The 14,136-nt window shown below is 36.6% G+C and carries 9 protein-coding genes; 4 read left to right on the forward strand and 5 right to left on the reverse strand.

Annotation, left to right across the window (positions count from 1 at the left end):
- The 5 genes from V8G61_RS05745 to V8G61_RS05765 form a co-directional block, all read right to left on the reverse strand.
- Positions 1–1,569, reverse strand: a complete 1,569-nt coding sequence (locus V8G61_RS05745; protein WP_394874536.1) for a glycoside hydrolase family 26 protein — start codon at positions 1,567–1,569, stop codon at positions 1–3.
- Positions 1,562–2,743 (reverse strand): AGE family epimerase/isomerase, encoded by a 1,182-nt coding sequence (locus V8G61_RS05750; protein ID WP_394874538.1) that lies wholly within the window; start codon positions 2,741–2,743, stop codon positions 1,562–1,564. The genes V8G61_RS05745 and V8G61_RS05750 overlap by 8 nt, the downstream gene beginning before the upstream one ends.
- Positions 2,743–3,858, reverse strand: coding sequence for a glycosidase (locus V8G61_RS05755; RefSeq protein ID WP_394875292.1), 1,116 nt, complete (start codon positions 3,856–3,858; stop codon positions 2,743–2,745). The genes V8G61_RS05750 and V8G61_RS05755 overlap by 1 nt, the downstream gene beginning before the upstream one ends.
- 74 nt (positions 3,859–3,932) lie before the next feature.
- On the reverse strand, positions 3,933–5,771 hold the full coding sequence (locus tag V8G61_RS05760) for a sodium:solute symporter family protein (protein WP_394874539.1): 1,839 nt from the start codon (positions 5,769–5,771) through the stop codon (positions 3,933–3,935).
- A 4-nt stretch (positions 5,772–5,775) separates the two neighbouring features.
- Positions 5,776–6,798, reverse strand: coding sequence for a glycoside hydrolase family 26 protein (locus V8G61_RS05765; RefSeq protein WP_394874540.1), 1,023 nt, complete (start codon positions 6,796–6,798; stop codon positions 5,776–5,778).
- Between the two features lie 270 nt (positions 6,799–7,068).
- Here V8G61_RS05765 and V8G61_RS05770 point away from each other — a divergent pair, with 270 nt between their 5' ends.
- The 4 genes from V8G61_RS05770 (at position 7,069) to V8G61_RS05785 (ending at position 14,131) form a co-directional block, all read left to right on the forward strand.
- Positions 7,069–7,941, forward strand: coding sequence for an AraC family transcriptional regulator (locus V8G61_RS05770; RefSeq protein WP_394874541.1), 873 nt, complete (start codon positions 7,069–7,071; stop codon positions 7,939–7,941).
- 388 nt (positions 7,942–8,329) lie between these two features.
- Complete coding sequence (locus V8G61_RS05775; protein ID WP_394874543.1) at positions 8,330–11,434, forward strand: SusC/RagA family TonB-linked outer membrane protein; 3,105 nt, start codon at positions 8,330–8,332, stop codon at positions 11,432–11,434.
- 27 nt (positions 11,435–11,461) lie between these two features.
- Entirely contained in the window at positions 11,462–13,033 is a 1,572-nt protein-coding gene (locus V8G61_RS05780; protein WP_394874544.1) for a RagB/SusD family nutrient uptake outer membrane protein, read from the forward strand.
- Between the two features lie 12 nt (positions 13,034–13,045).
- Positions 13,046–14,131: a hypothetical protein gene (locus V8G61_RS05785; RefSeq protein ID WP_394874545.1), complete on the forward strand. Its 1,086-nt coding sequence runs from the start codon at positions 13,046–13,048 to the stop codon at positions 14,129–14,131.
- Positions 14,132–14,136: the final 5 nt, after the last annotated feature.

Genomic DNA, 14,136 nt, shown 5'->3' on the forward strand with positions numbered 1-14,136 from the left:
CTACAGTGGTAATTCATACATATTCGGAATTTCATTTTGTAATAAAGATTCTGGTTTATCAGTAAACAAGATAAAATCATTTGTAGTGGCTAAACCGGGAGGAGGTGTACAATATTTCTCTGCGTCGTTGTTCCAAAACATCATGAAGGCCAAATTTACATCGTTGTTAGTTAAAGCCTCATAAAGATTTTTGGAATAAAATTGTGGATCGGGGTCTGTTACCCCAGGCTTTACAAAATATCCCGACTCTGTTAAGGCAGCTATTTTCACCTTTTGAATCGCTAGATCACTTATGATCTTTAATTTTTTATTAGCTTCATCCACACCCGTTTGGGTCATACTTATGAAGTCTCCGTAGTTATCCATACCCAATACATCAACATAGGCATCTCCGGGGTATCTATCTAAATACTCCGCTTCAGTATTAAATTTATTATCAGGAGAAAATGCAAAAAGAATATTGTTCACCAATAAATCGTCTCTTAAATAGGTTACCGTAAATTGCCATAAGGTCTTAAATTCTTCAGGTGAGCAATATGAAGCACCCCACCAAAACCAATCCCCGTCAAATTCATGAAAAGGTCTAAAAATAAAAGGAATGTAGGCGCCATTGTTGTCAACCAAACTTTTAGCTACTTCCGCAATTTTTTCTAGTTTCCTTTTATAATAGTCATGATTAATGCCGCCCGGTAAAATACTTTTAAAGGCATTTTGCTTTTGATAGTCGGACATCTGACTCGTGTAAAACTCTAGACCTTCAAAGGGTTCTCGGAAATGCCAGGCAAAAATATTTACCATACCTTTATTATAGGCTTCAGTAACACGTTGTTTAATGCTTTGTTCTTGTTGAAAATACCAATTTGAAGACGTTTCATTATTGGCGTCATCTGTGATATACATAAAATCGGAACCTAGTAATGCTGGATCGCTACCAGTTGTTTTTTTAATGTCTGAATCTCCTCCTATATCCATATAGAAACTACTAAATGCATCGTGCTGCCCTACAAGATAATTGGTTTTTGATATGGTCTTTAAATTGTAAAACATGGCCGTAGTTTCATTTGTAGCATTCGGATTTACCATGTAGTTTCTGGTTTCTTCCGGAAGCAAAGTGAACGTCTCGGTATTTGCCGAAATGGTTATCATAGCTGATTTTACTGCGCTCAGAGTCACTTTCGGGTTGCTGGTACTGGTTAAGGTTATAGTGATAGTCTCATTGCTTTCAGTCTCTTGATCATCGTAGACTTCTATCGGTATTATTACGGAAATAGTGTTCGATGGAATACTAATTTTTGTATCGAGTTCTTTATAATCGGTACCATTTATGGCTGTTCCGCTGATGGTGTAATTAACTGTAGTGATATTATTAACAGCCTCGGAAAGATTTATTTTAAATGCCCCATTTATAGAGGGTTCAGAAACAACATTTGTTTCTGTAACTATTGAAACCTGAGAGGTAACCGTTTGTGGGTTTTCTTTTGGATCAATACTGTCCTTAGAACAGCTGTCGACCAATAAGGCAGTCAGGCTAATCAACAAAATTCTTAATAAATTCCTTAATCTATTCATTTATCAATATACAAGCTCGAGTGACGTGGTAAGGAGCTTTCCACATACTAACCTTATCCTCCTGGATATAGGGTACGCCTTTCTGGTTTACCCTAAAATGCCATTCCCCATGTTCGTGATCAAGTAAATTCTTTTTTGTGTATTCCCATATTTTAAGAGAAGATGAAAGGTATTCGGTTCTATTTTCGAGTTTATAAGCACGTTTTAATCCAATTAAGGCTTCCACCTGTGGCCACCAATGCCTATCGGTATCCGTTTCATTGGTTGTTAAATTGGTCTCATAAAGTACAGGACCATCGATATCAATACCTTTGTTTAAAAAAGTATTGGCAACTTGGCTAGCAATTCGTTTTGTTTCCTCAATAAGTTCGGGTTCATTCAGTAATTCTGCGGCTTCCAGAACTAACCATGCAGCTTCTATATCGTGGCCGAAGGAAACTGTGTTGCTCATTAAATTCCAATGTTTATCGAAAAAAAGATCATAATGATATTTAGAATTTAATATTCTATGATTCATTATTTCAACTAAATTATTAAGAGCAGCCCTTAATTCTTTGCTTTCATGTATTTTTAATAAGCTGGTATAGGCTTCTAAAATGTGAAGGTGGGTATTCATGGTTTTTGCAGCGTTCATGTCTTTCGCACTTAAACGCATATCATCAATCGGGCTCCAGTCTTCTTTAAAGGCTTCAAAATAACCGTTCTTATTAGGGTCTTTGCTGTATTCTTCAAGACATTCAAAAAGCTCGATAGCCCATGCTTTGGAACTTTCATTCTTAGAAAATATATAATATTCTGAAAGAGCGTAGATGGCAAAGGATTGGGCATAAACCTGTTTGCGTGTATTGATGGGGTTCCCCAAGTAATCAACTTCCCAAAAGACGCCTTTATGCTCAGTGTCTTTAAAATGCTCTTTAAGATACTCGAAGGATCTTTCACAAATATCCTGAAAAGAATTTGTTTTCAAATAATTTGAAGCGGCCGAAAAGGACCATAGTATTCTCGTGTTTAGTATAATACCTTTTGGCGCTTTAGGGATAACCTTATTATAGAAATCAATTTGACCAAAAAAACCACCATATTCACGGTCTATAGTTTGCTCTCTCCAATAGGAGAGAACCCGTAATAATTCTTGGTGGAGTTCATTTTTTAATTTGAAATAGTCTGTATCCATTAATAAAATCCCTTATTCTTATCAATTAAGTCAATGATTGTTTCAACGGACCCTTTTGAGGTAAATTTATCTTCAGGGGTATTTATTACGTAATCCACTAATCGATCGACCGTAGAAGTAGCTACATGCATTCGTGTATCGGATGAAGCATAATATATAAATACTTTGCCATCGCAATCTTCAATCCAGCCATTTGAAAATAAAACGTTAGAAACATCCCCGTGCCGTTCTTCTCCTACGGGAGCCATCAAATGCCCGGCTGGTTTGTGTGTAACCTTGGAAATATCGGTTAGATCGGTCATAAACATATATAGGGTATAACGCAGGCCTGAAGCAGTATTTCGAACACCGTGGGCCAGATGTAACCACCCTTTTTCGGTTTTTATTGGAGCCGGACCTAAACCATTTTTCAATTCGTAGATGGTGTGATATTGTCTCGTATAAATGATTTTTTCATCTTCTAATTTTGGGTTTTCCATATCCTTAATGTAGCCAAGGCCAATACCTCCGCCACTGCCAACGTCAACAAATCCGTCCTGTGGCCTTGTGTACAAAGCATATTTTCCATTTACGAATTCGGGATGTAATACCACATTTCGTTGCTGGCTTGCAGAAGATATTAGATCAGGTAAACGCTCCCAATGTAATAAATCTTGGGTACGGACAATACCCGCATTTGCCACAGCCATACTCGTGTCTCCCTGAGGAGCATTGGGATCTTTTCTTTCGGTACAAAAAATACCGTAAATCCAACCGTCTTCGTGCCTTACTAAACGCATATCGTATACATTAGTTTCCGGGTCATTTTCAATTTCAGGAATAACACAGGGTTTATCCCAGAACTTAAAATTATCTATGCCGTTCGGGCTTTCGGCAATAGCAAAAAACGATTTTCTGTCATTCCCTTCCACTCTTACACATACCACATAATTATCATGCCACTTCATGGCTCCGGAATTCATGGTTGCGTTATAACCAATACGTTCCAGTGAATTTGGATTTGAATGCGGGTTTAAATCATATCTCCAATGGATCGGAATATGGTCAGCGGTCAATATCGGATTTTTATATCGTGTATAAATGTTATTCGAATTTTTTACGGCATCATTTTCCATACTAATTAAACGGTTATAATTATTCAATATGGACTCTAGCATGTGGTTTTTTGATTTGATTTGTTGACTCATTATTAATCTAATTTTTTGTTAAGAGAATTCCACCAATATTTCTTCAGAAGTATTACGCAAATGGTAATCACAAGCAGTGTGATGTACATTGGCGTCGTTTGTCTGAAAATTAAGTACATGGGTAATATCACGAAAGCTGTTTGTGCTATTACACCTATAAAGACATTGAACATATCTATACCGAAATCAGTATTTTTTTTGATCAGGGTCCCTTCATTTAAAAGTTTGTTGTGTACTGGTTTCCAAAAGCCCCAGGGTCTAACGTTTACATAAAAGGTTTTGAGCACTTTTTCATCTGTTGGAGGGCCTGTGTAGGTTCCTAAGACAGAACCGATTACCGAAATCAGTAGCAATAGTGGAAATAGATACAAACTCAGTACATTTGGAAAAAGCTCTGGAATAATGGCGGCTGCAGCCAATCCAGAAACCATTCCCCAGAAAAACCCCTCGCCATTAAATCGCCACCAATGCCATTTTAAAATATTGGCGCCTACATAACTTCCATATAGCACAGATACAATCCATTGTAGTACGGAATTGACATCTTTAGCAAAAACACCAACAATAATACTCACAATAACAACCAGAATTCCTGTGATGTAATTCATGTTTTTAATTTGTTTTGAAGTAGCTCTTGGGTTTTTATACTTTAAGTAGATATCATTAACAATATAGGCCTGGGCTGCATTTAAAGTGCCTGCGAAGGTGGACATGAATGCCGAAATTAATCCCGCTAGCAGTAAGCCTAAAAGACCAATTGGAACAAACTCTTTAATGGCATTTGGTAAAATAAGCTCAAAATCAATTTGACCTGAGGTATTCATTAAATCCATTTTTTCATAGAATATTAGAGCTAAGGCACCAAAACCAGCGATCATAAGATATCTTACAGGCATAAGTACTACCGAAACAAATCCGCTCATTTTGGAAGCTTCCGCAGGTGATTTCGTAGATAATATTTTTTGCATGTCATAATTAGGAGCTGGTCCTGCAATACTTACAAGCATACCTTTGAAAACCATCATCATGAAAAATGCAGTGAACAAACTGAATCCATCCTCTTTAATTTTCTGGTTTACCTCAGGTATAATTTCAGACCAGTCCAGGTTAAGTTCCCATCCAAAAAATGGGCTCAACCAGCCATCCGGTACATTTAAACCATATTTACCAACGGCAATAAAACCTAAATAGCCAATTACCAAGGCAGAAACCGTCATAATAGCGAATTGAACAACATCGGCCCATACAATTCCTGACATGCCACCTAAAAGTGAATAAAACACAGCGAAAAAGGTGAATATTATTCCGTAAAAGTGAGGTACAAATTCAGGGCTAATGTTAAATGGAATATACTTCCCGGCAACCTCCCAAGGAATAAATATTTCAACAAATTTCCCTAACCCTATAAAACCATAGGCCAAAAACCCAAGGCATAAAACGAGCGCAAAAATAACAACAATAACATGTGATAATTTTGCTCCCTTGGCAAATCCAAATCGGGTTCCAATCCATTCAGCACCGGTTGTAGCTCCAGATCGCCTTAGCCATTTTGAAAGATAGATCATTAAAAAGACCTGATTGAAAATAGGCCATAACCAAGGTATCCATGCGCTTTTTAAACCATATACAAACATTAAGGTAACCAGCCAAATCGTACCTGAAATATCAAACATACCTGAGGCATTAGAAAGCCCAAGAAGATACCAGGGAATCCTGTTTCCTCCCAACAAGTAATCTTCCTTGCTGCGTTGCGCTCTTTTTTTAAGTGCTAAGCCAATAATAATAATGGTTAGCAGATAAAGCGCAATAATTAGAATATCAGCGGTATGTAATAAGTTCATTTAATTAGAGTTCTTTAATGTCTTTTAAAAATAATGTTTTAGGAAAGTTGGCAAATTTTTTAAAATCGCTGGCATTTTTATGGCCTTTGTATGGAATATAGTGGTGACTTTTACGTGCATTTCTCCAAAATAGAACCCAGGATATTCCTGAGTTTGCTAAGTTGGGGTATAGAACTTCAGTAAACCAATTCTCTGAATCAATTTTATCTAGTCCAGTTTCTGTTAATGCGTAAAGTTTGTTTTTGCTTCTAGCGATTTGTCCTAAAAGCGAAATGTCATTATATAAAGATTTTTTATAATCCTCGGAGTTGTTAAAGTCGTATATGTCGATTCCTAAAATATCTACATAATCATCACCTGGATAATATTTTAAATAATCATCATTATCATCGAGTAAATTAGGAGAATAGGTGTAAAGCAAATTGTGTAACTTGTGCTCGTCGCGAAGCAGTTCCACTGTTTCTACCCACAATTGTTTGTAGTCTTCAGGGGTGCTGTTAGGGTCTCCCCACCAAAACCAATGGCCATTCATTTCGTGAAAAGGTCTGAAAATTACTGGGATTTTTTTACCTCGGTACATTAAGGTTTTTAAGAAATCGGCAACTCTTCCGATCCATAGATCATATTTGTTTTTTAGGATGCCATTACTTATGATGTCTTTTACTGCAGGAGAGGTATCCCATGAGCTGGATTCATTTGAAGGATTATTAACGTGCCAGCTTATTGTAATAATGCCTCCCTTTTTGTGAGCTTCAATAATCAGTGATCTCATGGTATTAAAGTTTACGGAATCCAAATTTTTGGATTCACCTAACTCGATATGGCCTATATCGAAGCCAAAAACGGCAGGCAGCTTGTCGCTAAGCTCTTTCATATCGCTTCTATCTGTAATTTCAGATCCATTATGTTTCCAATTAATGCCATAGGACGTAGCGTCTTGTTGACCAATGGCAAAACCTTTTTTTGTTAAAAAAAATAGTTTCTTATGTAGCTTTTTTGTGGTTCGATTCAATTTGTTGTCAACCAAATTTGGTTTTTTATAGTCCTCGTTGTAAAGTGATTTACAAGAAAAAATAAATAAGGTTGAAAAAAGTATTAGAGAATTTATGGTGAATTTTGAACTGAAAACCGGCACGTTTTTTATATTTTTGATAATATGTTATTATAATTTTGGTAAAATATTATTACCCTACCTTTAAAATAGGATATATAAAAAACAAAATTAACTATATTTGGTTTTAATTTATGATATTATTTTGTCAATAAGTACTGCTAAAAACACAAATTGTATAATAATATGGCGAAAAAAGTACGAAGAGAAATTACGCCCTTGGCTGCGACTGATAGTTTTCTAGTCTTCGATAGGGTAAAGTCAGAGTTTGATTTTCCTATTCATTTTCATCCGGAATTTGAGCTAAATTTCATTAAAAATGGTAAAGGCGTAAAACGTATTGTGGGAGACAGTGTTGAAGAGATTGAGAATATAGAACTGGTATTAATTGGTCCAAATTTGCATCATGGTTGGTTAACCAATAACGTAAAAGGGAAATTGTTCCATGAGATTACGATGCAGTTTCATGAAGATCTTTTCGATGAAAAATTATTGTCTAAACAAATCATGAAACCGATCAAGGATATGCTAAGCAGGTCGGTTCATGGGATTTTGTTTTCTCAAAAAACCTCGAATATCATGTATGAAAGGTTTAAACGGATCTCAAAAATTGATGGCATGGATTATTTTCTAGAGTTCTTGTCCATATTATATGACTTGTCCAATTCTCGAAACCAGCGGCTCTTATCTACTTATACTGCTGGAAAGGAAAGTTTTGAGAACAGTGATAAGATTAAGACTGTTTATGATTATGTACACGAGAATTACGATCGTAAAATATCATTACAAGAAATTTCAAACCTAGTGAGTATGAGCGAAGTTTCTTTTAATAGATTCATTAAAAAGCGTACAGGTAAAACCTTTGTTGATTATGTTAATGATGTCAGGATTGGTTATGCAACCATGAAATTAATAGAAAGAGATCATAGTATTTCAGAGATAGCTTTTTCCTGTGGCTTTAATAATATTGCTAATTTTAATCGGGTTTTTAAAAAACTTAAAAAGCGAACTCCTAGTCAGTATGCTCAGGAATTTTCCGGGATCAAAAGGATTCTGTAATTCATTTCTATTGTTCAAATTATCTTTAATTATTTATTTTTGTTCGAGTAGGCTGCTACATTCTTTTGTGAAATTTAACGTTGGTTATGTTTAAATATTTTTACTACTTTAATGAGACAAATTTCTGCGCCATGATACGGTTATATTAATCTTGTTTTTAACTCTAAATAAGGGTTGGAAACGAGTTTTTTATGTCATATTTGTATCATGTTTTCTCTCTATGTATCTAATATTTAGAATATTTAGTTGTTTTATTATTAGTGAATGACAAAATAGTATTATAGTTAAGTCTTTTTATGTACTACTTTTGATTCGTAAACTTTGAGTATTCATTTTGCTTTAAACTAGATAGTACTCTAGACATTTACTAACTAAACTAATTATAAACATGCTAAATTTTAATACGAATAACTTTTTTCGTATCAGTAAACATTACTATTGTTTTGTGCTTTTTTGTTTCCTGGGTCAATTCGTGTTGGCTCAAAATGTAATTAAGGGAACAATTACTGATTCAAACGGTGTCCCTCTGGCCGGTGTAAATATTATTGAAAAAGGAACTTCTAATGGAGTGGTTTCAAATTTTGATGGGTTTTACAATATTGAAGTTGCTGACCAGGCTACTTTAGTATTTAGCTTTTTGGGCTTTGTAAAACAAGAAATTAGAGTTACGAGCAGCTCAACCCAAAATGTTCAGTTACAAGAAGACTTAGAAAGTCTGGATGAGGTTGTTGTGATCGGATATGGCTCACAACTTAAGGAAGAAATTTCAGGAGCCGTATCCACAGTAGAAACTGAGGATCTGAGAACCATACCTCAGGTAAGTGTCGATCAAATGATTCAAGGTCGTGCAGCTGGTGTTAATGTAACTACCAATTCGGGTCAGCCCGGAGCGGCTGTTTCGGTGCGGATTCGTGGGGTGAATTCCATTTCAGGTTCCAGTGAGCCCCTCTATATTATCGACGGTGTTCCCGTTCCCGGGGAAACAGAAGCCGGTGGCACCAGTCCTTTAAATTCGTTAAATGAAAATGATATTGAGAACATCAGTATCCTTAAAGATGCATCAGCTACAGCTATTTATGGTTCTAGGGGGTCTAATGGTGTTGTAATAATAACCACCAAACGAGGTAAAAAGAGCAAGGGCGTTATAAGTATAAATTCTTATGTTGGAGTTCAAGAACCTACCAATATTATTGATGTTTTAACACTGCCTGAGTACGCCAAGCTTCAAAATGCTATTAATACTATTTATAACTTAGATCCTATTGTAGAGTTCTCTCATCCCGAATTATTGGGTAACGGAACTAATTGGCAGCAAGAAATATTTGATAATGCGTTTATGGAAAGTCACCAAATATCATTTAGAGGTGGTAATGAAGGCATCAATTATTTCATTTCTGCAGGTCATCTTGAACAAGATGGAACCGTTATAGCTTCTGGCTTTAACCGGTCAACAGTAAGAGCAAATATTGATGCTAAAATAAACGACAAAATTAAAGTTGGAATTAACATGACTGCAAGTAGGGTTAATGAAAAGATCACATTGAACGGAAGAAGTGATGGTATTATTGGTCTGTCGCTTTTAAATAGTCCTGCTATTGCAGTATACAACCCAGACGGTAGCTTTGCAGGTCCAAGTTTACAGGATGATTTCAGAACAGAAAACCCTGTGGCAAAGGCCTTGAGTTTGGAGAACAACTTGAGACGAAATAGAATACTTGGTAACATCTATGCCGAGTTTCAGATTGCTAAAAATATGACGTTTAGAACTGAATTTGGAGGTGACTTTGGAACCTCCTTGAACAATCAATTTACGCCGCGCTATTCATATGGAGAAATTCAAGTGGCCAACAACACATTAAGCGTCGCAAACAATTATAATGACTTTTGGATTATTAAAAACTTCCTAACCTATGATAATTCCTTTGGGGATAAACATAATCTAACGGTTATGGTTGGTACGGAGTTTCAAGAATCTAGCTTTGGGGGTGTCACTTCTACAGATGGAAATTTCGTAGGCAACGATTTTCCAATCCTGGGTACTGGAGATGCAGCGGATAATAATTCACAATTCAAAGGAAGCCAGGCTTTAGAATCCTACTTTGGAAGAGTCATTTATTCTTTCGGTAATAAATATAGTTTAACAGCATCCATGCGTGCTGATGGTTCTTCTAAGTTTTCTGAAGGTAATAAATGGGGTTATTTCCCATCAATATCAGGGGCATGGCGATTATCAAATGAACCCTTTATGGAGGATTTTGAAGCTATTCAAAACATAAAAATCTATGGCGGTTACGGCGAAGTTGGAAATCAAAACATACCCAACTTTGCATATGGAGCTCGATTAAATCCGGTAAATACAGGCTTAGGCACTGGTTTTCTGGCTACCAATTTTGCAAATCCTGATTTAACCTGGGAGTCTTCAACACAAGCAAACTTGGGTATCGACTTTTCATTATTCAAAAATAGTTTAAATGCTACTGTAGAATTGTATAATAAGATATCTAAAGACTTTTTATTTCAATTTGCCTCTACAAATTTTGTAACGGGTGGAATGGCACCTGGTGCTATTAACCCACCATGGGTAAACCTAGGGAAAATGGTAAATAAAGGAATCGATGTGACGCTGAATTATAATATGGACGCCATTAAGGATTTCTCATGGAATTCAACGTTAACAGTATCACATTACAGAAATAAAGTGACAGATTTGGGCGATGTGCCGCAAATAAACGGGGCTATGAATATTAATTATGATGGCCAACAAAACATCACTATAACCAGAGCAGGCGATCCTATCGGACTCTTTTACGGTCTTGAGGTTGAGGGAATCTTTAGGACTGTTGATGATCTTCAAGGTGCTCCAATTCAATATGGAAGACCATTTGAAGATGCGCTTTTTGGCACAACTTGGTTAGGTGATATTAAATTTAAAGATCAAAATAACGATGGTGTAATTGATGATAATGACAGAACCGTAATTGGTAATCCACATCCGGACTTTACTTTCGGTTTTCAAAACTCATTCAACTATAAAAACTTCGACCTTTCGGTTTTCCTTCAGGGGTCATACGGGAATGATGTATTTAACGGTATTAACCGATTACTTACAGCAGGAAATAGAACGTTTACCAATCAGTTGTCATCCGTTCTGGATTACTGGTCGGTAGATAATCCTGATGGTACTGCACCAAGATTAGCTAGAAATGATACGCGAAATATTGAAATATCAGATAGGTATATAGAAGATGGCTCCTATATTAGAATCCAGAATGTTACTTTAGGATACACTCTAGGTTCTGAGATCTCAGAAAAAATAGGTTTCAGTCTTATTAAAATCTATGGGAGTATTCAAAATTTATACACGTTCACAAAATATTCTGGGTACGATCCGGAAATAGGATCCTTTAACCAAAACACCCTTTTAACAGGTATTGATGCCGGACGTTATCCGTCTCCAAGAACATATTCTTTGGGCGTTAATGTAGAGTTTTAATCATACTTCATTTAAAGCATTATAAAAATGAAAAATTTATTCAAAATAAAATATATCTTATTTACTGTTCTTCTTCTAAGCGGAGCTACGTCGTGTGAAAAGGATTTTTTAAATCGTCCGCCGGAAGATTCTTTTAATGTGGCCGACTTTTTTCAAACAGAAGATCAGGTTATCGCTTCCACCAATGCACTTTACTCCGTGCCGTGGTATGATTTTAATGAAAACACCATTTGGGTCATCGGCGAACTAAGTTCAGGAAATGGCAGAACCTGGGATCCTAGGAATGCAGATTTTACCAACTTTGCTGTGAATGGTAATAACGCCCAAATAAGCCGGACATGGGAACAGCTTTTTGCCGTTGTTGCACAGGCAAATTCTATAATTAATACTTTGCCACAGGCAGTGAATCCGGAAATTTCGAGTGCTGTTGTTAATAATGCTCTTGGCGAGGCCAGATTTATTAGAGCTGTAGCATATTTTTACATTGTAAGAATTTGGGGGTCTGTTCCAATTATTGAGAACAATGCCGATATCGTTTTAGAGCCAAAAGTGGCACGTAATCCTGTGTCTGATATTTACAGGTTTATTAGAGAAGACTTGGAGTTTGCTTTAGCCAATTGTTATCCTCGCATAAGAGGTGCAAATTATGACGATAATGCGAGAGTGTCCAGTGGTACTGCAAAAGCCATGCTTTCTAAAGTTTACCTTTACGAACGTAATTATCAAATGGCATATCAGTTAGCTGATGAGGTTATAAATTCTGGGGAGTTTAAATTATTTGGTGGTGATGGTGCGGATGGCGATCCGTCGGGGAGTTATTTCGACCTGTTCATACCCGAAAATGATAACAATCCTGAGTCTATATTTGCACTACAATGGACCAGTTCAAGCCGTTATTCCGAAGGAAATGGCCTTCAATCTTTATTAGCACCTTCAGGTTTCACCGGAGGTTCTGACGGTTACTCAGCTATAGGAATTTCGCCAGATTTATTGGCAGCCTATGAAGACGGAGATGCTCGTTTTTATGCCACTTTTATGGAAAGAGGAGCATTCTACCCTAACCTTAACGGAGGTTATACCGTGCCCGATAATATCGATTTTCAAGGTACACGTCACGGCATTAAAAAGTATGTTGTTGGTGCAGAATATGCGATTGCCAGAGATGATGGTAGTGGCATTACCACAACGCCAAACAATACCTATATTTTGCGGTACGGAGAACTCTTATTAATTCATGCTGAAGCAGCTTTAAATGGAGGTGGACCAATCTCCAATGGCGTAGAATCCTTTAATAAAATTCGAAGAAGAGCCGGGTTAAATGAAATTGCAAATCCAACCTTGGATGATGTTTTTCACGAAAGACGTATCGAGTTGGCTTTTGAATTTGAATTCTGGTATGACGTTGTAAGACAGGATCCCGTGGATGCCCTTGAATTTTTAAGTAATACAGATCGAGGAACTTTTAACAGTGATACTGGAGAATTACAATCAGAGTTTTTTCAGGCTAATGTTGATGATTTATTATTCCCATATCCAACTGTAGAAACACAAAACAACCCAGCCCTATTAGAGGCTCCGGTACCATATGATTTCAACTAAAAAAAATTAAACATGAAAATTCAAACAAAAATCAAAAGCAATTATCTGCAAATTTGTTTCTTATGTGTTGTAGCTATTTTTTCAGTTTCATCATGTGAGAGTGAGTTTAGTGAATCACGAGATAATTTTAACAGCGCTCCACCTGTAATTAGCAGCGTCAGTGAGGCTGTAGAAGATAAAGCGGTAACTCAGGGCGTTTTAGAAAGCACCTATATTATTAGAGGTCAGAACCTATCTTCTCTGGTAGAGATCTATTTCAATGATGTTAAAGCTAGTTTTAATCCTGCCCTCTTAACCGATGGAATAGCCTTTGTAGAAGTTCCTCGAAATGCTCCGGTATTGGGCCAAAGTAATAAAATGAAGTTGGTTAATTTATTTGGAAGTACCGAATATGACTTTTCATTGTTAACGATATCTGATTTTACAGAAGGGACAGCTGACGGTAAAAAAGTAGTTAACCTATTAGGAGGAGATTTTAGTGAAACTTCGGCGGTAACCTTTGTGAGTGGTTCTGAAGCGAATGGAAATTTAGTTGAACGCCCTACAAATTTCACGATTATTTCTCCCGGAGAGGTACAGGCTGAAGTTCCTGCAGGTGTTGAACAAGCTTTTATATATCTGGAAACCTCACGAGGGGCCATTGCAAAATCAGAATCCTATGGGTTTAGTTACTCTATTTATATAGACGAACTAAATGCTGATTGGATCATCACAGAATGGGGAGGAACTCACGAATCACAATCTACGGATATTACTTTGGGGACTTATTCTGTAAAAAGTATCCGAGAAGCTTGGGCTGGAATAACATTTTTACCCATCGATACAACGATTAAATACAATGATTATCAAGCGATATCTGTAACGCTTTATGGTACCGGTGCGTCTGGCGACAGCGTGAATTTAGCACTAAATGATTTTGAAACATCGATTAATTTACCCTTAATTCCGGGTGAATGGACGAAATATGTCGTGCCGCTCTCAGACTTTTATCCTAACGGAGGAACGCCAGATACCATTTTTAGAATGGACTTTCAAGAAGCTTCAGGAACAGGATTATCACAATATATATTTTATATCGATGACTTTGGATTCCTATAAAATCA

The sequence above is a fragment of the Gaetbulibacter sp. M240 genome (assembly GCF_043876815.1).
Classification (GTDB): Bacteria; Bacteroidota; Bacteroidia; order Flavobacteriales; family Flavobacteriaceae; genus Gaetbulibacter_A.

What these genes read in the sequence shown, in the direction of transcription:
- V8G61_RS05785 (WP_394874545.1), top strand. Translation starts at nt 13,046, where the DNA reads ATGAAAATTCAAACAAAAATCAAAAGCAATTATCTGCAAATTTGTTTC.
- V8G61_RS05750 (WP_394874538.1), bottom strand. Translation starts at nt 2,743, where the DNA reads ATGGATACAGACTATTTCAAATTAAAAAATGAACTCCACCAAGAATTA.
- V8G61_RS05770 (WP_394874541.1), top strand. Translation starts at nt 7,069, where the DNA reads ATGGCGAAAAAAGTACGAAGAGAAATTACGCCCTTGGCTGCGACTGAT.
- V8G61_RS05780 (WP_394874544.1), top strand. Translation starts at nt 11,462, where the DNA reads ATGAAAAATTTATTCAAAATAAAATATATCTTATTTACTGTTCTTCTT.
- V8G61_RS05755 (WP_394875292.1), bottom strand. Translation starts at nt 3,858, where the DNA reads ATGGAAAATGATGCCGTAAAAAATTCGAATAACATTTATACACGATAT.
- V8G61_RS05760 (WP_394874539.1), bottom strand. Translation starts at nt 5,771, where the DNA reads ATGAACTTATTACATACCGCTGATATTCTAATTATTGCGCTTTATCTG.
- V8G61_RS05775 (WP_394874543.1), top strand. Translation starts at nt 8,330, where the DNA reads ATGCTAAATTTTAATACGAATAACTTTTTTCGTATCAGTAAACATTAC.
- V8G61_RS05745 (WP_394874536.1), bottom strand. Translation starts at nt 1,569, where the DNA reads ATGAATAGATTAAGGAATTTATTAAGAATTTTGTTGATTAGCCTGACT.